Annotated in this window: 21 protein-coding genes; 5 read left to right on the top strand and 16 right to left on the bottom strand. The window is 41.7% G+C overall.

Features of this window, described 5'->3' with window-relative positions; all coding sequences use genetic code 11:
• Positions 1 to 31: 31 nt before the first annotated feature.
• The 9 genes from CE058_RS03145 to CE058_RS03105 all read right to left on the bottom strand — a co-directional run bounded on the left by CE058_RS03145 (position 32) and on the right by CE058_RS03105 (position 10,572).
• Complete coding sequence (locus CE058_RS03145) at positions 32 to 400, bottom strand: cupin domain-containing protein (RefSeq protein ID WP_262175482.1); 369 nt, start codon at positions 398 to 400, stop codon at positions 32 to 34.
• Positions 401 to 426: 26 nt separating this feature from the next.
• Positions 427 to 1,191: a (S)-ureidoglycine aminohydrolase gene (gene allE / locus CE058_RS03140; protein WP_163140239.1), complete on the bottom strand. Its 765-nt coding sequence runs from the start codon at positions 1,189 to 1,191 to the stop codon at positions 427 to 429.
• 23 nt (positions 1,192 to 1,214) lie between these two features.
• Positions 1,215 to 2,477 carry an allantoate deiminase gene (allC, locus tag CE058_RS03135; protein ID WP_163140237.1) on the bottom strand — a complete coding sequence of 421 codons (1,263 nt, stop codon included), beginning with the start codon at positions 2,475 to 2,477 and terminating at the stop codon, positions 1,215 to 1,217.
• Positions 2,478 to 2,520: 43 nt separating this feature from the next.
• The gene (gene allB / locus CE058_RS03130; RefSeq protein ID WP_163140235.1) at positions 2,521 to 3,912 is read right to left on the bottom strand and encodes an allantoinase AllB; all 1,392 of its coding nucleotides are present in this window, start codon (positions 3,910 to 3,912) and stop codon (positions 2,521 to 2,523) included.
• A gap of 182 nt (positions 3,913 to 4,094) precedes the next feature.
• Entirely contained in the window at positions 4,095 to 5,330 is a 1,236-nt protein-coding gene (locus CE058_RS03125; RefSeq protein ID WP_163140233.1) for an amidohydrolase, read from the bottom strand.
• A 71-nt stretch (positions 5,331 to 5,401) separates the two neighbouring features.
• Complete coding sequence (locus CE058_RS03120; RefSeq protein WP_204260507.1) at positions 5,402 to 6,949, bottom strand: glutathione ABC transporter substrate-binding protein; 1,548 nt, start codon at positions 6,947 to 6,949, stop codon at positions 5,402 to 5,404.
• A 143-nt stretch (positions 6,950 to 7,092) separates the two neighbouring features.
• Positions 7,093 to 8,571, bottom strand: a complete 1,479-nt coding sequence (locus tag CE058_RS03115; protein ID WP_163140229.1) for an amidohydrolase family protein — start codon at positions 8,569 to 8,571, stop codon at positions 7,093 to 7,095.
• Positions 8,568 to 10,076, bottom strand: a complete 1,509-nt coding sequence (locus CE058_RS03110; protein WP_048010390.1) for an amidohydrolase family protein — start codon at positions 10,074 to 10,076, stop codon at positions 8,568 to 8,570. Before CE058_RS03110 ends, CE058_RS03115 begins: the two co-directional genes overlap by 4 nt.
• A 130-nt stretch (positions 10,077 to 10,206) precedes the next feature.
• Positions 10,207 to 10,572, bottom strand: coding sequence for a DUF488 domain-containing protein (locus CE058_RS03105; RefSeq protein ID WP_048010391.1), 366 nt, complete (start codon positions 10,570 to 10,572; stop codon positions 10,207 to 10,209).
• A gap of 115 nt (positions 10,573 to 10,687) precedes the next feature.
• Between CE058_RS03105 and CE058_RS03100 the strand changes: the two genes are divergently transcribed.
• Positions 10,688 to 10,912, top strand: coding sequence for a hypothetical protein (locus CE058_RS03100; RefSeq protein ID WP_048010392.1), 225 nt, complete (start codon positions 10,688 to 10,690; stop codon positions 10,910 to 10,912).
• Between the two features lie 39 nt (positions 10,913 to 10,951).
• Here CE058_RS03100 and hemG read toward each other — a convergent pair whose 3' ends face one another.
• The 3 genes from hemG to CE058_RS03085 all read right to left on the bottom strand — a co-directional run bounded on the left by hemG (position 10,952) and on the right by CE058_RS03085 (position 14,615).
• Positions 10,952 to 12,337: a protoporphyrinogen oxidase gene (gene hemG, locus CE058_RS03095; RefSeq protein ID WP_163140227.1), complete on the bottom strand. Its 1,386-nt coding sequence runs from the start codon at positions 12,335 to 12,337 to the stop codon at positions 10,952 to 10,954.
• Between the two features lie 114 nt (positions 12,338 to 12,451).
• A complete protein-coding gene (locus tag CE058_RS03090) occupies positions 12,452 to 13,516 on the bottom strand; it encodes a C45 family autoproteolytic acyltransferase/hydrolase (protein ID WP_048010394.1) in 1,065 nt (354 codons plus the stop codon).
• A gap of 82 nt (positions 13,517 to 13,598) precedes the next feature.
• Positions 13,599 to 14,615, bottom strand: a complete 1,017-nt coding sequence (locus CE058_RS03085) for a DUF1835 domain-containing protein (protein WP_286167849.1) — start codon at positions 14,613 to 14,615, stop codon at positions 13,599 to 13,601.
• A gap of 144 nt (positions 14,616 to 14,759) precedes the next feature.
• Here CE058_RS03085 and CE058_RS03080 point away from each other — a divergent pair, with 144 nt between their 5' ends.
• From CE058_RS03080 to CE058_RS03065, 4 genes are all read left to right on the top strand, one after another.
• Positions 14,760 to 15,236, top strand: a complete 477-nt coding sequence (locus tag CE058_RS03080) for a glutathione peroxidase (protein ID WP_048010396.1) — start codon at positions 14,760 to 14,762, stop codon at positions 15,234 to 15,236.
• Positions 15,236 to 15,697, top strand: coding sequence for a MarR family winged helix-turn-helix transcriptional regulator (locus tag CE058_RS03075; protein ID WP_286167848.1), 462 nt, complete (start codon positions 15,236 to 15,238; stop codon positions 15,695 to 15,697). The genes CE058_RS03080 and CE058_RS03075 overlap by 1 nt, the downstream gene beginning before the upstream one ends.
• An 87-nt stretch (positions 15,698 to 15,784) precedes the next feature.
• Positions 15,785 to 16,087, top strand: a complete 303-nt coding sequence (locus CE058_RS03070) for a DUF5634 family protein (RefSeq protein WP_163140223.1) — start codon at positions 15,785 to 15,787, stop codon at positions 16,085 to 16,087.
• 89 nt (positions 16,088 to 16,176) lie between these two features.
• The gene (locus tag CE058_RS03065) at positions 16,177 to 16,593 is read left to right on the top strand and encodes a VOC family protein (protein ID WP_163140221.1); all 417 of its coding nucleotides are present in this window, start codon (positions 16,177 to 16,179) and stop codon (positions 16,591 to 16,593) included.
• A 40-nt stretch (positions 16,594 to 16,633) separates the two neighbouring features.
• Here CE058_RS03065 and CE058_RS03060 read toward each other — a convergent pair whose 3' ends face one another.
• The 4 genes from CE058_RS03060 to CE058_RS03045 form a co-directional block, all read right to left on the bottom strand.
• A complete protein-coding gene (locus CE058_RS03060; protein ID WP_163140219.1) occupies positions 16,634 to 17,386 on the bottom strand; it encodes an AAA family ATPase in 753 nt (250 codons plus the stop codon).
• A 28-nt stretch (positions 17,387 to 17,414) separates the two neighbouring features.
• Positions 17,415 to 18,248 carry an SPL family radical SAM protein gene (locus CE058_RS03055; protein WP_048010400.1) on the bottom strand — a complete coding sequence of 278 codons (834 nt, stop codon included), beginning with the start codon at positions 18,246 to 18,248 and terminating at the stop codon, positions 17,415 to 17,417.
• A gap of 102 nt (positions 18,249 to 18,350) precedes the next feature.
• Complete coding sequence (locus CE058_RS03050; protein ID WP_053071371.1) at positions 18,351 to 18,701, bottom strand: VOC family protein; 351 nt, start codon at positions 18,699 to 18,701, stop codon at positions 18,351 to 18,353.
• Between the two features lie 116 nt (positions 18,702 to 18,817).
• Positions 18,818 to 20,284: a protein adenylyltransferase SelO gene (locus CE058_RS03045; RefSeq protein ID WP_163140291.1), complete on the bottom strand. Its 1,467-nt coding sequence runs from the start codon at positions 20,282 to 20,284 to the stop codon at positions 18,818 to 18,820.
• Positions 20,285 to 20,343: the final 59 nt, after the last annotated feature.

Below are 20,343 nucleotides of genomic sequence, written 5' to 3'. Positions count from 1 at the left end.
AGAGCGATATGTTTTTTATCTGAATGCAGATTTAATATCTTGTAATATCCATTGGAAGAGAGCCAGCAGCAAATCCAACAAATAAAAATCGATCCTTCCCTGTATTGCGCATTCCATGAATCTGATTAGGCTTAGCAAGGATCACCATGCCTTTACTTATTGGAATTTCATTCTCCAAGTCAGGAAAGTAGGTTCCTGTTCCCTCCATACAAACCCACATATCATCTACATTTGAGTGAGAATGCAAGTATACCTCCTGGCCTGGTTCCAGACACCAGACAGCTCCCACTGTTTTATCAGTTTCATAAAAATAGTTCTTTTGCGGTTTCTCAGGATCAAACTTTGCTATTTTATCGATTTCAAAGACTCTTTCTTCCATAATCCTCTGTATGTTTGACACCGTTATTTCTCCTCTCCTGAAATTTTTTATAGTTCAGCGTCCCGATTGCAATCTTTTGAGTAGACATATGTTAAATTTTCTCTCCCTACTGCATAAGCGGCCTGGTGAACATAAGGGCCCATGAAAATATAATCGCCCTTTTTGACTGGGATCCACTTGTTATCGAGATTATACATCCCTTCCCCGGAGAGGATATAAGCTCCGTGTTCCTGTACATGTGTTTCAATAAACGGGTGGCTCGCAGCAGGATCGAACGAAAGGATATGAAAATTCATATCAAAATCTAAATCAGCTGGCAGCAGATCTTTAATGTTTACATTATGCATATCATCATAGTTCCTGAATTCAATTCTATTTGCATGTCCTGATATAACCCATGGCTTCCGCCCTTCAAGAGGGCGATATTTCTGCTTGTATAAAAAGAGCTTAGAATCCCCGTCATCCAAATTTTCCAAATACATCTTCACTCCCGGCGGACAATAAAGGTATCCGCTTTCCTCCAGGATAAACTCTTTTTCATCTGCAGATGCTTTTATTTTTCCCTCTAGTATGTAAACAAAAGTCTGAACATCCTCCTGGCCGCCGAATCCTTCCTTATTTCCGCCTCCTTTTTTCATTGTCACATAATAGTCGACAAAGCTTGCCCCAAGCTTAGGAGAACCTAAAATCGAAATAAGGCAATGATCAAATCCAGGAATAACATTGTTCACTAATCCTTCTGGTGCAATTAAAGCAAATTTCCCATGTTCTATTACAGACCTGCTTGATAATAGATCTTTTGGATAGCCCATACATAACTCCCCTATCATTGATATTATTTATAAGCCAGTTCATATAAAGTGCTGATCAGTGCTTTAACTCCTTCAGCTAAATCAGCTGGCGCAGTATATTCACCAGGGTTATGGCTAATGCCCTTTTCACTCGGCACAAATAGCATGGCCGCCGGAATGGAGGCTGCAAAAATTTGTGCATCATGCCCTGCACCACTATGCATTACTTTATAGCTCAAGTTTTTTTCCTTGCACTTCTTCTCAATTAATTCCGTAATTTCAGGATCCATTGGGACCGGATCGGTATCAAGCCATTTTTCAATGACCGTTTCAACCCCATGCTCTCGTGATATATCATTTATTTTTTCTATAAATCTTTCAGTAAAATGGGATATCGTATTTTTATCAATATGGCGCAGATCTAAAGTAAACGCAGCTTTTCCCGGCACCACATTTGCAATGTTGGGTGAAATATCAACCCTCCCGACAGTTGCTACCAGCGGGTCACCATATTGCTCTGCCATATTAAGTGTTTCATATATCATTTGGCTGGCAGCATACACAGCATCTTTGCGATATGCCATGGGTGTTGTTCCAGCATGATTGGCTTGACCTTTTACTTCAATTGTAAAACGCCTTTGCCCAACGATGCATTTCACAATACCAACAGATTTTTTCTCAGTTTCAAGAACATTTCCCTGTTCGACGTGGATCTCTACGAATACTTTCAGATCCTGCCGCGGAGATTGGGTTTCAGCCCTAAATCTGAACCCTGCCTCATTTATGGCGTCAGAAAAAATTACTCCATTTGAATCTGCAAGATTTTCAACATCCTTTTTATATGCGCATCCTGCCATATTCTTTGAACCCCAAAAGCAATAAGGAAATCTGCTTCCTTCTTCTTCTGCCAGTGAAACAACCTCGAGATTGCGTTCTGGAGTCCCATAATGATCTTTTAAATAAATTAAGGCCAGTATTCCAGCTGCAATGCCAAATTGCCCGTCAAACAGCCCGCCATTTTTCACGGTATCTATATGGGATCCAGTTAGAACGGTCTCTGTCTGATTTACTCCCTTTAATATCCCACTCAGATTTCCCACTTCATCAAACTTTACTTCCAAACCCTCGGCTTCCATCCATCTTTTCAAAGCTTGCTGAGTATCCGTCCATTGCTGGGAGTATAAAAGCCGGGTAATTCCTCCTTCCGGGTCCTTTGCAAATGAACCCAGCCATTCAAGCCTGTTCACAATATGTTCTGCTAAATTTTCATATTCAAGTTTTCCCTGCAAATTGATTAAGTCTGTCATCCCAAATTCCCCTATCTATAATCTTTCTGCGGACTATTTGATTTCAGATCATATTCAAAGTTGACCTGCCGTTTTTTAACTTAAGGGCTTTTCCGAGAGGTTTTCCAACAATCCCCTGATCCAAATCATATACAATCCTGCCGCGGACAAGGGTTTTAGTTATCCGGCAATTAATCATCCTCCCAATGTATGGGCTATGCTTATGCCGATAATACAGGCCTTCCTCCTCAACAACATAGGAACGATTAGCATCAATGAAGATGATATCTGCATCCATTGATACTGCTATTTCTCCTTTATTGGGAATGTTAAAACGTTCAGCAGGATTAGAAGAAATCATCCTTGAAAAATGAGTGATTGGCAGTTTTCTTTTCAAAACCGCTTCATCAAACATTAAATCAACGCTGTTTTGACAGCCTGTGATTCCTCCCCACACTTCGAAAAAATTATTTGAAGAACTATACTTCATTTCAGGCGGACATGGTGAATGATCAGATGTTAACATATCAATCTTGCCTTCTATTAACTTTTTCCATAGCTTTTCCTGATCCTCTTTACTTCGCAGCGGAGGAGAGCATTTGGCAGCCGGGCCAATTTTTTCGAGCTGTTCAGATGATATCGTAAAATAATGGGGACACGATTCAAGAGAGACATCCTGACCCGCGTTTCGGGCCTTCATAATTTCTTCTACTGCTTCTGCGGTGCTAATGTGCACAAAATGAATAGGGCATTTCGTTTCTTTTCCAAAATAAAGAGCGCGTTTCACTGCTTCAACCTCTGTTAAAACCGGCCGTGAAAAAACATAATCTGCGGCTGCTGTCCTGCCCTGTGCCGTTAACTCTTCGCCTAACCGATCGGTAATTTGGGCATTTTCCGCATGAATGGATAACATTCGGCCCAGTTCAGCAATCTTTTTCATCCCCGCAAAAAGGGTATAATCATCCACATTGGAAAAATCATCGGGATTATCCGTTCCACAAGTGGACATAAAGCATTTATATGCGATAACTCCTTCATCTGAAAGCTCTTCAAGCCTTTCAAGATTGCCTGGAACAAGTCCGCCATAAAATGCATAATCAATATGATTTTTCCCCTTGGCTGCTTCTGTCTTTAACTGCAGTGTGTGCTTGTCTATCGTAGCCGGAAGGGCATTCAAGGGCATATCCGCATAGCATGTAGTTCCTCCTGCTGCCAGCGCTTGAGTTCCAGTTATAAACCCTTCCCACTCTGTTCGGCCAGGCTCACAAATATGCACATGAGTATCGATCATTCCAGGCATGACATATTGATCAGATGCATCGATAATCTGTTCAGCTTCATGATCAATTGTTTCCGCAATCGCTGCAATTTTTCCATTTATAATGGCGATATCATTCTTTATTACCTCGTCTTTAAGAACCACATTGCCGCCTTTTATAATCAAATCATATATCATCGCACTTCTCCCTCTGCTTTTAATACATATCCTGTATTTTGCGGAACCTCATACTGCTTTATTAAATTGTATAAAAAAATCTAACTATTTTTTTCGGATTCCTTTACCAATTTTTTAGTTTTCTTTACTTCTTCATTTTTTTAGAAATATATTAAGAGGACAATTACCAGAGAATGATCAGATCACTCTGGATTTATGCCTTTATTATCGCAAACTAAAGTTCCCTTATAGAACACTGCATGGCGTTCCGCCCTTCTCGCCATAGCTTCTGCTGAACAGCTTGCATCGACAAGGACCATGCTGGCTTCATCACCAGGTGCTGGCCAGATCCGGTTTCCCTTCTGATCAAGCGGCGTTCTGCCCCCTGTAATATATCTAAATGCCTGTGAAAGAGACTTTTCATCCGTCCATCTATACCGTTCAATTAAACGGCCTGCTCTTTCCAGGATATCTCCATTTCCTGTTGGCCACCATGAATCAAAAATATTATCGTTTCCGACAGCAACCTCTACTCCCCAATCACTTAACAGATCAACAGGCGGGATCGCACGTCCAGACGGAAGGCTAGTAACGATCGAAATACGAGCGTCTTTTAAAATCTCTGCCATCTCGGAGGCTTCTTCCCTTGAAACATCACCCAGGCCAAATGCATGGCTAATTGCAACCCTTCCTTCCCAGCCAGCTTCCTTAGTCAGAAAGGCCAGTCTTTTCATTGTAAAAGTCCCAAGGTGACCAGGATCATGTAAATGCAAGTCAATATCTGCATCGCCTTCTACAGCTAAATCCATCAATTGAACAAGCGAGGCTTCAATATTGTTGTCAACAGTAGCGGGGTCGACCGCACCTACAATTCCAGCACCGTTTCTAATAGCTTCTCTAATAAGCTGAGGTGTCCCTGAGCGCAGCAAACCATGCTGGGCAAAGGCCACAATCTCGGAGCTGGCATAGCTTGAAAATTCCTCCAATGTCTGCTGAACTTCAGCTAAATTCCGTAAATGGACTTCAGGGTATATATCCACATGGGTTCTAATGTGAGTTGACCCATAGGATATTAGCTGCTTAAGCAAAGCTTTTGACCGCTGATAGGTACTTGAAGACATAGATAACAATGCATTCTTTTCAATTTCACATCGATCTATGACACCCGATGCAGGGATGCAGGCTCTCCACTTATCCCCCATATACGTTTTATCAAGATGGACATGCTTTTCAACAAAGGATGGCAATAACAGCAGTCCCTTTGCATCTTCTATTGCCAGATTATCAGAGGAAGCCTCTAATTCCTTCGTAATCTTAGCAATGCAGCCGTCCTCTATTAATAAATGAAATTGATCTGTTATCGTACCTGACACTCTATTATTCTCGTTTTTGTATCCGCATTCTAATCGCACATTCTTCAGCCAATAGCTATTATTCATTTTCATTCACCTTTCCGGCCCCGGACAAGATAAAAGGGTACCCAGAATGGATATCCCTCTTATCTTAGAGCTTATTTAATTGAAATGTCATTGATCTCCAAGTATCCAGATGGACTTATAGAGAAGCCTTTTACATCTTTTGAAATAGCCGCCATATTCTCAATTACACGAACCGGAATATATACGGATTCTTCCATTTCGATTTCCTGAGCTTTTGCATAGAGCTCCATCCGCTTATCCGAATCTTTTTCAGCGCGTGCAGCTTCTATTAAGCTGTCCACTTCTTTATTGCTGTAAAAGAAGGTATTACCGGCAGCGCCGTGTGAACTGCTATGGAAAAGGTTATATTGATTATAATCAGCATCTCCCGTAGCATTTCTCCAGCTTAAAATAAACATCTCGGAATCACCGCGGTTTACTTGTTCGACAAATGTCCCATATTCATATACCTGAATGTCCAGTTTGATTCCTATTCCTTTCAGCTGAGATTGAAGAACCTCCGCCATATTAATCCATTCTTTCTTATCCATTGTTTTCAGCGTTGTTTCAAAGCCATTTGGGTAGCCTGCTTCTGTGAGAAGCCTTTTTGCCTCATTGAGATTGTATTCGTATGCTTCTAGGCTTTCATGATATCCAAATACCTTTGGCCCCAGCAGTGAATTGGCCTTTTTCCCAACATTCTCAAAAACCCCTTCCAGAATTGAATCCATTTCAACAGCATGTCCAACCGCTTTGCGGACTCGTGCATCATCAAATGGCTCCTTTTCTACGTTGAACCCAATATATTCTGTGCCAAATCCTTCACTGCGGTAAATTTCTGCATTTTTGGAGTTTTCCACCGTTTCCATCATTGTGACCGAGAGCGGTTCGGCAATATGGGCTTCGCCTGTTTCAAGCATGGATATCCTTGTTGTTTCTTCAGGGACGATCTTAAATATTACTTTATCCAGCTTAGATTGAGTCCCCCAATACGTTTCATTTTTGTTAAAAACAATTTCTTTGCCTGGTGTCCAGGACTCAAATACAAATGGACCTGTCCCAACAGGTTCTTGAATCACTTTTTTTCCATATTTCTCGATAGTTTTTGGTGAGATAATGCCGCCTTCATGATTGGCCAATATAGATAACAGGGGTGAAAACGGTTCAGATAACTTAAATTGGACAGTAAATTCATCGACTGCCTTTACTTCTTCTACCATTTTGAATACAACAGCTCTTGGAGAGGCAACATCCGGATCTAATAACCGGTCAAATGTTGCTTTCACTGCATCGGCATTAAATGCTGTCCCGTCATGGAATGTTACATCCTCTCTAAGCTTGAACTCCCAAGTTGTTTCATCTAACTGTTCCCACTTCTCAGCCAGCAGTGGTTTGATTTCGGCATTTTTATCCCGGCCAACAAGCCCCTCATAAATTTTATTATGCGTAACACTGGCGGCATTGATTGTCGACATAAAATGATGATCTAAATTTTCTGCGTCGGATAAACGGGCAATAACTAAAGTTCCTCCGTTTTCGGATGCTACTCCCTTGGTGTCCTGACTGCTGTTCACTTGCTTCTTGGTGGAACAGCCTGAAATAAGGATTGCGATCAGCAAAGCTAAAATGACTAACCCCATTCTTTTTTTCACTTTCAAATTCAATCCCCCTTTTTTAAGCCCTTAAGCCTTTATCTAATTATATAAAATATTCTGATTAATCTTTTTCTACTTTCTTTACATGTTTTTAAACTTTTTCTACTACTTATTCAAAATATTAAACGTCATTGCTGATCAATAGAATCGACAAATCTGAAAGAAGGCGGCAGCAATTCATTCTCCGGAAGCTCTTGATAATCTCTTTTCAAATAACCTTTTCTCATTTTCATAAAATATTCTTGTGCTTTTCCTTTTAATGCCTCTAAATCAAGGTTGGGTAATTTTCGGTCTTTCATGACTACTTTTCCATTAATGATGGATAACTTGACATCTCTTCCAGTTCCGCTTACCATCACTGTCCTTAGGGGATCATCTAAAACTCCCATATGGAATCCGTCTAAATCAATTGCAATAATATCTGCTTTTGCACCAGCGCAAAGACGGCCCAAATCTTCTCTTCCCAGAAACTTTGCAGCCCCTAATGTAGCAGCACGGTAAAGATCTGAGTATGATGAGTCTTTAACTTCTTTATTTACGATCCGGGAAAGCATGCTTCCTGTCCTGATATTCTGGAACATATCGGGAGGAAAGGTGTCTGTTCCCAACGCTAAATTAATTCCTGACTGCTTATATTTTGCAAAGGATTCCATTGCCTGCCCATGCCTTCCAATTATCAATGGGCAATGAATAACAGTTGTCCCCGTTTCCCTCAGAAGAGACAAATCATCCCCGCCACCTGTTTTTGCCTCACTGTATCCTGCAATAAAATGGGCATGAGGAATAGCCGTTCTGGATCCTAAAAATCCAAGATTATACAAGTGCCTAATTGGCGTTACGCCATATTTCTCAACCATAGTATGATATTCAAAATCACCTTGGGCTGCATGCAATTTTATCGGAACTTTATAATGTTCACTATATTGCTTTGTCAGGAGAAGGCTTTCTTCCGTTTGACTTTCAATCCGCTCAGGTGCAAGCATTCCCCTGACCAGACCATTAAATGAACCATCAAACTCCTCCAAAAAACGCACAGCTCTTTCTAATCCTTGCCTTCCAGCTTTTTCATCCCAATAAATCTTTATATTGCCATCAGTCTGAACGACTCTTATCCCCGATTGATAGCTTGGCCCCAGATATATACGCAGTCCCAGGTCAGCAGCATGCCTCGCTGCTGCAGCAAGCTCCTCATATGTTTCCGCCCATTTTTTATAATGCACAGAAGTGATTGGCATAGCAGTTGTAATTCCATGAAGGATCAGCTGTGAATAGGCATATAATGATTTAAAGGCCTCTTCTTCAGCCGACATAATTTCATGGTGTCCTTGCTTCACATACCTCTCTGACCAAAGCAGATTTTTCTGTCTTGCTGAACTGGCCTCCAAGTGCAGGATATCATGATCAATATCGCCTAAAGCATTCAAATCAATGAATCCCGGACTTATTAAAGCGCAGCCGGCATCTATAACTTTATCAGCTTGGCCCGAATAACTTTTTCCAACATAAATGATGGTATCATTTTCAAAAACAACTTCAGCATTTTCTATCAGGACATGATCTTTTCCATCATATCCAATTACATATTTCCCCTTTAGCCTGGTCTTCATTGATGATCCCCTTTCTCCCCAATAGCAGATTCTTTATCATGATCCATTCCATCCCCATAGGTTCGTGTGTGCCCCCAAAAATATTTCGTTTGCTTCATGTATCTTTCAAGACCAGCACGCTTAATTGTTGCGTCAGCTTCTTCATTTGCTTCTGCCAAAACAGACCTTTCATCAACGGAACAGACTTTTCTGTCTTTCATAAGAACCCTGCCATCTACGATAACATGCCCCACATCAGCTGCATAAGCTTGATGGACAAGCCGATGAATATGCATAAATTCAGGTGTTAAGTGCGGCTGATGCATGTTGACAGTTATAACATCTGCCTTTTTCCCCGCTTCCAGAGAACCCAATTCATCATCCCATCCAATACATTTTGCTGCATCAATCGTAACCATTTCCAGAAGTTTACCAGGAGGTAAGCAATATTCATCTCTATGAGCGGCCTGATGTATAAATTGTGTTTTTCTCATGGCTTGAAACATGTCGAAGCCAGTGGACGGTGAAGTGCCATCTGTTGATATGGCAACTGTTGTTCCCAGCTCGATCAATTCTATCATTGGTGTGCGGGCATGAATTTGGGAGAATCCAGGAGAGGCACTGACATTTGTTCCGGTTTCAGCTAATATTTTCGCTTCATCAAAGGATATCCCCCGACAATGCTGAAGATGAACATCTGGACCTAAAAGAGCATTCTCCCAATCCTTTACTGCTAAGTGAATCATGCCACCAAAAGCATCAGAGTGGATTCTTGTATTATATTTTCTGGCAATTTCTCTGACTTTCTTTGCTTGGTATAAATCATGCTCTGTTAAATGATGAAGTTTCGCAGGTGAAGTTGGGCCAGATGGTTCAACTGATGTAACAATTACGAAAGGGGTAATAAAGGCTCTTGTCCGGTCTTGATTGGCATGGTTTAAAGCTTCAATCACTGCTTCTGCACCATTTAACACTTCCTGGTAGGTGACTTCTTTGGTAATTCTTTGACCGTCTATCCACCTGCTGAATGAATGAGGCCATGGCGGATTGCAGGGACCGGTGCAAACAACCTCCCTGACACCAGTCTCTGCATATGCTTTTGCATGATTGATGGCAAAAACCGGATCATCCGACCTTGGCATTGAGCCAAGAACAGATACACCTGTTGTTATGCCCGCCTTCAGACGTTCAAGTGCTGAAAGCTTTCCTTCAAAATACCAGAATTCATCTGTTACAAAATGCTTATACGTATTCGTCATGATGGGCATCCAATCATCCAGGCTTTCCATTGCAATTGTCTTAAACATTGAATGTCCGCCATGTCCATGTACATCTATTAATCCCGGCAGGATACAATGATGGCTGCAATCTATTACTTCTTTCGCTTCATATTTTTCCAATAGTTTTTCACTCATACCCACATCAAGGATCCTGCTTCCTTTTATGGCCACAGCTCCATCAGTGATGATTCGCCTGTTTTGATCCATAGTAATAACTGTTCCATGAATCAGGAGTAAATCGATCATTTCCTTCTCCCTCACTTCTTTTAACTTTAAGTATAGGAAAAAAGAAAACACTAAACTTTCAGAATCATTACTTAAATTTAAAGTATTTCTACCTATTTTTTAATTTTTTCCTGCCTATAACATTAAGCTTCTATTTCTCCCTGCTTAATAATTCTTCCAATAATACAATCGCATGGTTATTTACTGTATCTTTTGCAGCATATAGTAACGTAAGTTTTTGCTTCTTCGATATCTCGTACAGTTCTTCCATCTTGCGAATCTTGTCTGTCTGTGTGCGCAGCTCAATGAGATACTTTTCCCGGAACATACCGAAAAGTTCAGGTTTATGATTAAAAGATTTTCTAAGTCCGCTGCTTGGTGCAACTTCTTTCTCCCAGGCTGATAAATGTGCATCTTCTTTTCTAATTCCCCTCGGCCACAGCCGATCCACTAATACTCGGTATCCATCAGCCTCTTCATACGGATCGTATACTCTTTTTATAGTAATTTCAGCCATTTCTTCACCACCAGATTATTTTCGCGTTTCTATCTCTCTTGTCATTTGCTATAATTTATACAAATACCAATTATACAAAACTTTCTAATTCAATTAAATGTGAGGTGCAAGGAATTTGACAGGTATTATTGCCGTTGTGATGACTTTCTCTATTCCCATCATTGCCATCCTGACTGTTCATACTCAAAAACTCGCAAAGATCAAACATAATATGATAAAAGATGAAATCACTCTGGAAAAGCTGAAGCAGGAAAACTTTTTGCTTGAAACCGAAAAAATGAAGCTCGAACTGGAGCAAATGAAGCTTGAAAGTCCTAAGGATCTTACCAAAATCATATAAACAAAAAATCCCCATCTTACACAGAAGGGGATTTTTGTTTTACATATTCTCAATGATTTTTCCGGCCGTTTCTGCCCCATTTTTGATGCAGTCAGGGATGCCGACACCGTAATAAGAGCAGCCTGCAAGCCATATTCCAGGGTATTCCCGGCCCAGCCTGTTTTCAAGTGCTGCTACTGTCTCAGGATGGGAAATCAGATAGTTTGGCATTTTTTCAGTCCAATTTGTCACATCACTTGCCAAAGGCTCAGCCGTTATGCCGAGGCTTTTTTCAATATCAGCCAGAGCCGTCTGCAGCAGCTCATCTTCATTCATTTCCTTTAGAGAGGCAAAGGCCGGATGGCTGCTTTTATAAAATAATCTTACAAGCAAATTACCGCTTTCTGATGTATGCTTCCACTTGCGGCTTGTCCATGTACAGGCATTGCAGGTTAATTCATCCGTATGGGCCGTGATGAAGCCTGTCCCGTCTTCAGGCAGTTCGCTGTCTGGAATATCATAAGCAAGATAAATAGAAATTAGGGAACTGTTCTTCAAAGGTTTGAACTCCGCTTTCAGCTCCTCATCAGCGAACAAGACTGCAGCGGCATTATGCGGAATGCCGAGCACTATATGATCCGCCTCCAGGGTTTCGCCATTTGAGAAATCAACCTTATATCCTCGATCCGTTTTTTCTATTTTAACAGCCTGTGTGCTTTTTAATATTTCTGTTCCGTCCAATCTTTCCTCATAAGCATCAATTAATGTATCCAGGCCCTTATTAAAGGAAAGGAACTTCTTTCCCCCGCCGCTCTGGAACACCTTTTTATTTTCCTCGAACCCTCTAATGATGCTGCCGTATTTTTCTTTATAATCAAACACCTGCGGAAGAGTCGAAGCAATCGTTAAGTCACTGAGATTTCCGGAATATACTCCTGAAAGAACAGGCGCAATTTGTTTTTCCACCAGTTCTTTTCCAAAGAAGTGCTCCAGGAAATCGCCGATGGAATCATTCTTTGTAAAGCGGTCATTTTTCGTATAAAAATCCTTCAGGGCTTCCACTTTTCCTTCCGCTGAAACAAGCGTGGATTTGGCAAGAGATTCAACACTGGCCGGGATTCCAAATACAGAATCTGCCGGTATCAGCTTCAGCTCGCCGTCAGTGTAAATATACGACCGTCCTGCCGCATTGTACACAACCGCTTCTTCCAAACCGAGCTCCTGGATAAAATTCATCACATTTGCTTTGCGGGCAACAATCGAATCAGCTCCCGCCTCGATTGTAAATCCGCCTTCCCTTACTGTGCGGATTTTTCCGCCAAGCTGTTCTGCTGATTCTGCCAGCACAAGCCGTATATCCTGATTATTTTCTTTTTTCCACTTATTCAGCTCATACATGGCGGACAATCCTGTTACACCGCCGCCTATGACTAATACTGTTTTCACTCGTATGCACCTCAGTTTACATCCAATTCATATTTAAAGTGTACCACAACCTAAAGCTATGAAAGAATGTGAGGGTTTGTCCAAATGATGAATCTATTCTTTCAAATAGATTGATCATTTCCTGAACCAGTTCGCATGCTCATCCATATGCAAAAAAGGAATGTCCGTATCCACTTCACCAGTGATTCTATTCATGTTAATATCCTCGCCTTCAAGCCATCTTCTGAAGTCAAAAACAACAGGCTCTCTGTCGCCGCCAAGCGCAAACCAGGCTTTCAACTCCCCCGCAAGATAGGCTGATGTATGAATGGTCCCTGCCCAGCTTCCATAAAGATCTGAAAAGACACCTTTATCGCTATCATTCAGAAGGCGGAATGCATCATATGCATCCAGGCGACCATCCTGACGGCTCTTCATGACATCCAGCCGCCGCATGCTGTCAGCCAGATGGTTGCGGTTTTCATCCTTCATGATTTCAAAATGGTTTGTACAGGCAGTTGTCTGGCGGACCTCTACACCTCTCGGAGATGTTTCCACTGCATATGTCTCTCCGCTTGTGTCATACACCACATATGTAAAGGAATGGCGGTGTGGTATTTCCTTCAGCATCTCAACCGCTTCTTTGACATTTGCACACGCCTCTAAAATCAGGCGGCCGATCATGCAGCAGATAAAGCCATCAGCAGGCTTTTTACGGTTCATGAAATTATAGCCGATGACAAGCCCTTTTTCATTCATGCCATCCATCCGGCCAGTCACCCTCTGGCTGGGACCCATAATCGCATAGCCCTGATCTGTTGGCTGATAAAAGGTATAGCGCCCCTCATAGGTTTTCGGATGGTAATCATAATTGCGGACCAGGTAATCAGCCCCTGTCAGGATGGAACAGCCTGAACGTACATAATCAAGTCGATATCCGCCAAATTCCTGTAACACCCGCTTCATCGGCCATTGCAACGCTTCCTGTATCCCTAGCAGCTCATCCCAGATTCCGGGCGCAAATCTCGTAATCGCTTTTTTCACTTCTGCTTCATTTATTGAAAAACGCGGCTTCCGTACCTTCCACTGATCCTCCCGATTTTTAACAGAAAGAGAATCCTTTATTCGCTCTCCCTGCATAAAGCCAAAATCAAAGTGTGTGCCGCGGAATTGAATAATATCACTGTAAATCTTTTTCAAAGTTGATCCCTCTTCTATTCGTTTCTTCTATTTAGAATAAAGGAAGGCTGCATGAAATTCCAGCCGAGGGATTTATGAAATTCTAAATCTCTTTCAATTTAATGCTATAAAACCTCATACTTTTCGGAATCCCTTTTATCGCAAATATTCCGTTATAAATCAGGGATCTTACTCTATACTCAGCAAAGCCATCACCAATTGGCTCATCCAGATGCCCTATCACTTCCCCGATTAATCTGGCTGATTTTATAAAACCCTTGTTGCTTTTATGAAGCTTTTTGGCTGACTCGATGATATAGTCATCAAAATAACTCTCTGGCACACTATGTATTTCATTCTCTTTCCATATGCGCAGTACTTCCTTTGTCATGGAGAGTGCCTGCCAATCCGATACAAACCTGGTTCTTTCTTCTGCAGCTAATAGGCCTCCCATGTTTTTATCTAATATGATCTTCAGTTTTTCCGGAGCTGCTTCACCTGAGTGCCTTAAAAGGACTTGATTCTTTTTCGCAGGAAAAAGCTCCTTATATGACTGAGCAGTATTAATAACATGCACATTATTATCTTTGTCTCTTAATAAGTGCAGGAAAAACCGCAAACCGGTTTGTTCATCGGCGTTGTCAGCGGTCCAGATCACGATCGGTTTTCCCGCAGGAATGGAGCCAATCTCCTCAAGAGCTGAGGCTATTTTTCTTTCATATTCCTTTTCCAGATAATCTTCAGGTATATTAATATGATCCTTCAGCCAATCTAATCGATGTTTTCTCCCCTCCTCTTCATGCAGCCTCCAGAGAGGTCCATTGCTGAAGAAGTCAGGAAAGCCAATGACTTTATTTTCTTTACTGAGCCCAACCTTTAAAGCGCCTGCCGGTGATTCTCCGCACACAATGTGGTATGTTTCATATTCCCTCTCCAATTTCCTCTCTTGGGAATAAAGAATTATCTTTTTTTGAATATCATTGAGCAGTTCCATGACCTCTTCCTGAGAATCAGCGCTGTTTTTTAATAAGTGAACCCGAAGCAATATGTGGAATAAATAGCTCTTCGCCCCATGCTCCGGGAGTTTCTCAATTGCTTCCCGCAATTCGTCCAACAACATGATCACCCTTTGTAAATGAATTGGAAATCTATCTTTCCTACGAATGAACCTTAATGCTAGTTTCATAAAAAGCTGATTTATTGCAAAAGGAATTTAAATCGCTTAAGATTAAATCGTACACGATTAAAAATAGGAGGTATCCCAATGACAACGATTTATGATTTTGAAGTCAAGAAAACGAATGGTGAATTGAAATCTCTGAAAGAATACGAAGGAAAGCCTCTAATTATCGTAAACACAGCAAGCAAATGCGGGTTGACGCCCCAATTTAAAGGCCTGCAGGAGCTCTATGAAAAGTATAAAGACAAGGGCCTTGAAATTCTTGGATTCCCTTGTGATCAGTTCAATAACCAGGAGTTCGATAATATTGAGGAAACCACTGAGTTTTGTCAGCTCAATTATGGTGTGTCTTTCCCGATTTTCGCAAAAATTGATGTAAATGGCGACAATGCGGATCCATTGTTTGCTTACTTGAAAGAACAGAAAAAGGGCATTCTGTCCAAAAACATTAAGTGGAACTTTACCAAATTCCTCGTGGACCAGGGCGGCCAGGTGGTAGAACGCTATGCGCCAACAACAGAGCCGGGAAAAATTGAGGATGATTTGACGAAGTTATTGTAATGCCGGAATCAGGTGATGTTGTGAAGGATTTTTTTACACTGGATAAACAGCTATGTTTTGCTGTTTATGAAACAGCAGGCGAATTTACCAAACTGTATACAAGTGCCCTTCAGCCATTCGGCTTAACCTACCCGCAGTATCTGGTTCTTCTGGCACTTTGGGAAAAGGATGGCATGACAGCCAAAGAGCTTGGAGAAAGACTGAATCTTGGCACCGGGACACTCACCCCGATGATTTCGAGGATGATTTCTAACGGATGGCTTCGAAAAGAACGCTCCAAAGCGGATGAACGCAAGGTGTATATTTTCCTTGAAGAAAAAGCACACAATGAAAAACAGGATATCACCAAAAGTGTCGGAGAGGCCATTCAGACTTGCAGCATTGAACTCGAAGAATATGAAGAACTTATGAAGCTTCTCGGAAACCTGAGAATAAAGCTAAGAAGCAGAGTACCTCGCTGACGCGGGGTACTCTTTTCACAGTTCCGTGTTTAATCTCTCCAAAAATAGCCATATTAAGGATAGCTAATATGGAAGGGAGCAAGCATAATGGAGTTTTTACCAAGAGAGCAAGTTTTAAATTCACTGCAGGAGCCATTTCAGTCCTATATAGACAAATATGGAATCGATGATATTGGCATTTTCGAGGAAGAAGGCCAGGACCAGCATTGCTATATGGGATACACGGTGAAAAAAGCAGGGAAAACGTACCATGTGCATAGCCCATTCCTTAAAGATGGGAATGGAGGATTATCACCTGAAAGAAATGAGTGGACCATTGAATCAGATGAACCCGATGGTGCTGATAGAAGCGGATTTACCAGTATAGAACAAGCACTTCAGGAAATATAAAGATTGTTGTGATTTTGACTTTTGAACTATATTAATATTAGAATATTTTGTCTATAATGGAATTGTATTTAAAGGAAGGAGTGGACGGGTTGGCTGTTAATGCCTATTTAAATTTTGATGGAAATACACGCGAAGCAATTGAATTTTATGTAAAGGCTTTTGAACTGGAAATGCCGGAGATTACAACTTTTGGTGAAACTCCGCAAAATCCTGAATATCCTCTGCCGGAGGAAGCCAAAAATCTGGTTATGCATTCAAGCCTTACTATTTGCGGCAGTACTGTCATGTTTTCAGATACGTTTCCAGGTATGCCGTTTACAGTAGGAAATAACATTAATCTCGCCGTTGTCATTAATGATGTGGATAACCTGAGAAAGTATTTTAACAATCTGGCAGATGGCGGTAATGTAACCATGGAGCTACAGGAAACATTCTGGAGCAAGAGCTTTGGCCAGTTAACAGATAAATTCGGGGTTAACTGGATGTTCAGCCACGAAAGCGAATAACATACATAGCTAATAATGGAGGCATGCAGCCTCCATTTTTTTATTCATTCAGCAAATGATGGAGCATTCGATTCTTGTCATCGAAAAATTGCTTCATAATACGGTAATGATTCGTTTCTTCCAGCTTCTTTTCCGAGATGCCGTCATCAGTGAATTCATATATGGCAGCATCAGGATAGGCCATAATGATCGGAGAATGGGTAGCGATTATAAATTGTGAATGTTCGCTGACCAAGTCATGAATCCTTGTCAGCATGGACATCTGCCTCAATGGTGAAAGTGCCGCTTCCGGCTCATCCAGTATGTAGATTCCGCTGCCCCGAAAGCGATGAAGAAATGTGGAGAAAAATGCTTCCCCATGCGACTGCTCATGTAAAGAACGGCCGCCAAAGGAGTCAATTACTTTTGGTGCGCAGCCTTCCCTGTCCATTTCCTCAATATTGGAAGCTACATTATAGAAGCTCTCTGCTCTTAAGAAAAAACCATCAGATGGTCTATCTACGCCTTTTATTACCTTTAAATATTCGCCCAGTATGGAATGTGAATCAAAGGTAGAAAAATTAAAATTGAATGATCCGCCTTCCGCATTGAATCCCAATGCAACCGCTACTGCCTCAAGCAGGGTCGACTTACCCATCCCATTCTCGCCGATCAGAAAGGTGACTTTCGGGTGAAACGCCAACTCATCCAGCGTTTTCAAGCTCGGAAGGCTGAAGGGATACTGATGGAAGGATGGTATATCTTCTCTTTTAAGCCTAATGCCTCTTACGTACTGCGAACTTAATAGATCCATAATAATACCTCATATTTACTTTAGTCAGCTATTTGCCATCAGGGCTGAACCCCGTTTTGGATACACCTAATTGAATGGGTGCATCTTGAAATTCCTGCTCCAGCATTTTAAGAACCACTTTATATGCAGACGGATTATACCATTTCTCCAGACCAAGCTCATCAAAAATCTTTCGGATTCCCAGTCTTTCGGTCCTTCTTCCTCCGCTTCCATCCCCCATCCAAAAATCGTCAATCGTAACACGGTTTGCAATAGATTTAAGTTTTGCAGGAAATTCCCTCGAGCATGGAAGTAACGGGGCCAGTGTTGCCTGAGTTATAATTCCTGCATCTTTTATGTCTTTTAGTGCAGCCATTCTTGCCGGGATGGGAGGTGCCGCTGGTGCAAATGCTTTTCTGACTTCTTCTTTGTCTGTCTCGATTGTCATGGAAATTCTGATTCTTTCTCTGAATTGCTGGAATAAATCGATATCCCGCTTTACCAATGGTGAACGGGTTTGTACATGTAAAAAGTCAGGCTGATTTTCAAGCATAACTTCTAATAAACTTCTGGTCAGTTTTGAGGTATATTCAATCGGCTGGTAAGGATCTGTGGAAGAGGACATAAATAAAGCAACTTTTCCCCTTTTTTTGGCTTTAGCCAATTCTTTCTCCAATAGCTCGGCCGCATTTGATTTTATATCAATCCACACACCCCATTCCTCTTCACGGAAAATGGAAACAGGGAGCTCCCTTACGTAGCAATATTTACAGCCAAAAGCACAGCCTGCATAGGGGTTCAATGAATGGGTAAAATTGTCTATAGCACCTTTGGCAGGTGTTAAGATACTTTTTGATATGATTTCTTTAAGCTGTATGTTCAAGTCAATCACCAAACCGAATGTATGTTCTATATTGAAAGTAACACTGCGAGCTCATGATGTCAACAATAAGCACCAGCTTCTCCTGCCATTAGAACTCTTCCATCAATTAGAGAACTCAACTATTTCAATTTGATTTCCTGAAGGATCCTCAATAATGAAGTAACGGCCAGGAGGACATGGCTGAGGATTTTCAAAAAGCATTTTCACACCAGCTTCTCTCATTTTGCTAAAATCACTTTCGATATTCTTTGAGAGGATTCCAGGCAATACGTTTGATCCCGTTTTTTCATCTGCGCTTTCTTCCAGAACAACCGGCACATCATTATGTACAAGACTGACAATTTTATCTCCATAATGTTTCGATACTTTGAAGTCTAAAACCTCAGTATAAAAATTCACAGCACTTTTCAAATCCGTTACTTTGATCGTAATAACACATAATTGATTTAACATGGAAATTTCCTCCTTTTTTTTAATCATAGATAGTATTCTTTTCTAAAATGAAAATTCCTGCATAATAAAAAATGCCTGACCCGATAATGGGGTCAGGCTTTGACTATTTATTGTTATTAAGTTCCGCAAAATGTTCGATATGGTGCGCCGGCTGGCTCTGGAAGTTTGCAGTATTCTTCCTGATCTTCCCTATATGCATAAGGATTCTCCAGCACTGCAAGAAGCTTTTTCATCACGCTGTAATCTCCATTGTTAACCGCTGCTTCCAGAGCTTCTTCCACCCGGTGGTTTCGCGGGATGATGGCCGGGTTGCTGGCCCTCATTAACTGATTTACTTCTTCTTTCGTTTCCTTCTGCCTGGTCAGCCTTTCCTGCCATTGACCATGCCAGCCGTCAAATTCCTGATCATTACCTAACACAGTGTTCTCAAGGTCGCCCAGTGTTAAGGCACGGAATGTGTTCGTATAATCAGCTTCAGACTTTTGCATAATCTTTAGAAGTCCGGTAAAAAGGGCTTCATCTTCTGCTTCTTCATTAAAGATCCCAAGTTTTGCCCTCATGCCGGCAAGCCAATAGTCCTGATACATTTTATTGTATTCTGAAATGGCGCCCTGAGCTATTTTAACAGCTTCCTCTTCCTCTTCATGCAGCAGAGGCAAGAGGGTTTCCGCAAATCTCGCCAGATTCCAGCCGCCAATATACGGCTGATTTCCATAAGCATAACGGCCTTCCCTGTCAATGGAACTGAAGACAGTTGCCAGATCATACTTATCCATAAAGGCGCACGGACCATAATCAATCGTTTCTCCGCTGATTGCCATGTTGTCGGTATTCATGACTCCATGGATGAAGCCTATATGCTGCCATTTCGCAATGAGCGCAGCCTGACGCTGGATCACTTTCTTTAGGAGAGCCAGGTAAGGATTGTCCTCTTCTTTGATTTCAGGATAATGACGCTCAATCGTGTAATCTGCCAGGGTTCTAAGCTCCCCAACAGGCCGCCAATTCGCCGCATATTGAAAAGTCCCCACCCGTATATGGCTATCCGCCACTCTTGTCAGGATCGCACCCGGAAGCATGGTTTCCCGGATAATGGCTTCCCCTGTTGTTACAACCGCAAGACTGCGGGTAGTGGGAATTCCAAGGGCATGCATGACTTCACTGATAATGTACTCCCGGAGCATAGGGCCCAGAGCAGCCCTCCCATCTCCGCCGCGCGAAAATGTCGTTCTGCCGGAGCCCTTCAGCTGAATGTCGACCCTTTTATCCTCTGGTGTTCTCTGCTCGCCAATCAGCATAGCCCGGCCATCCCCAAGCATATTAAAATGTCCAAACTGATGTCCTGCATAAGCTTGAGCGAGAGGTTCAGCTTCTTCTGGAACTTGAGAGCCTGAAAGTATCTCAATGCCTGTTTCATTTGTCAATGCATCCATATTTAATCCCAGAGATTTCGCCAGTTCCCCGTTAAGGATCACCAGCTCAGGGGATTGTACAGGGTTGGGCTTCATTTTTGAAAAGAATGTCTGCGGGAGCCGCGCATAGCTATTATCAAAATTCCATCCTATTTCATTGCTAATTGTCATCATAACTCCTTCCTTGCCTTCATGGTTTTATAGTCATTTTCCTTTATTATACCCTTTCT

It is taken from the genome of Bacillus sp. 22-7 (assembly GCF_010628845.1).
GTDB classification, from domain to species: Bacteria; Bacillota; Bacilli; order Bacillales; family Cytobacillaceae; genus Cytobacillus; species Cytobacillus firmus_B.
This window is presented reverse-complemented; position numbering and strand designations above follow the sequence as displayed.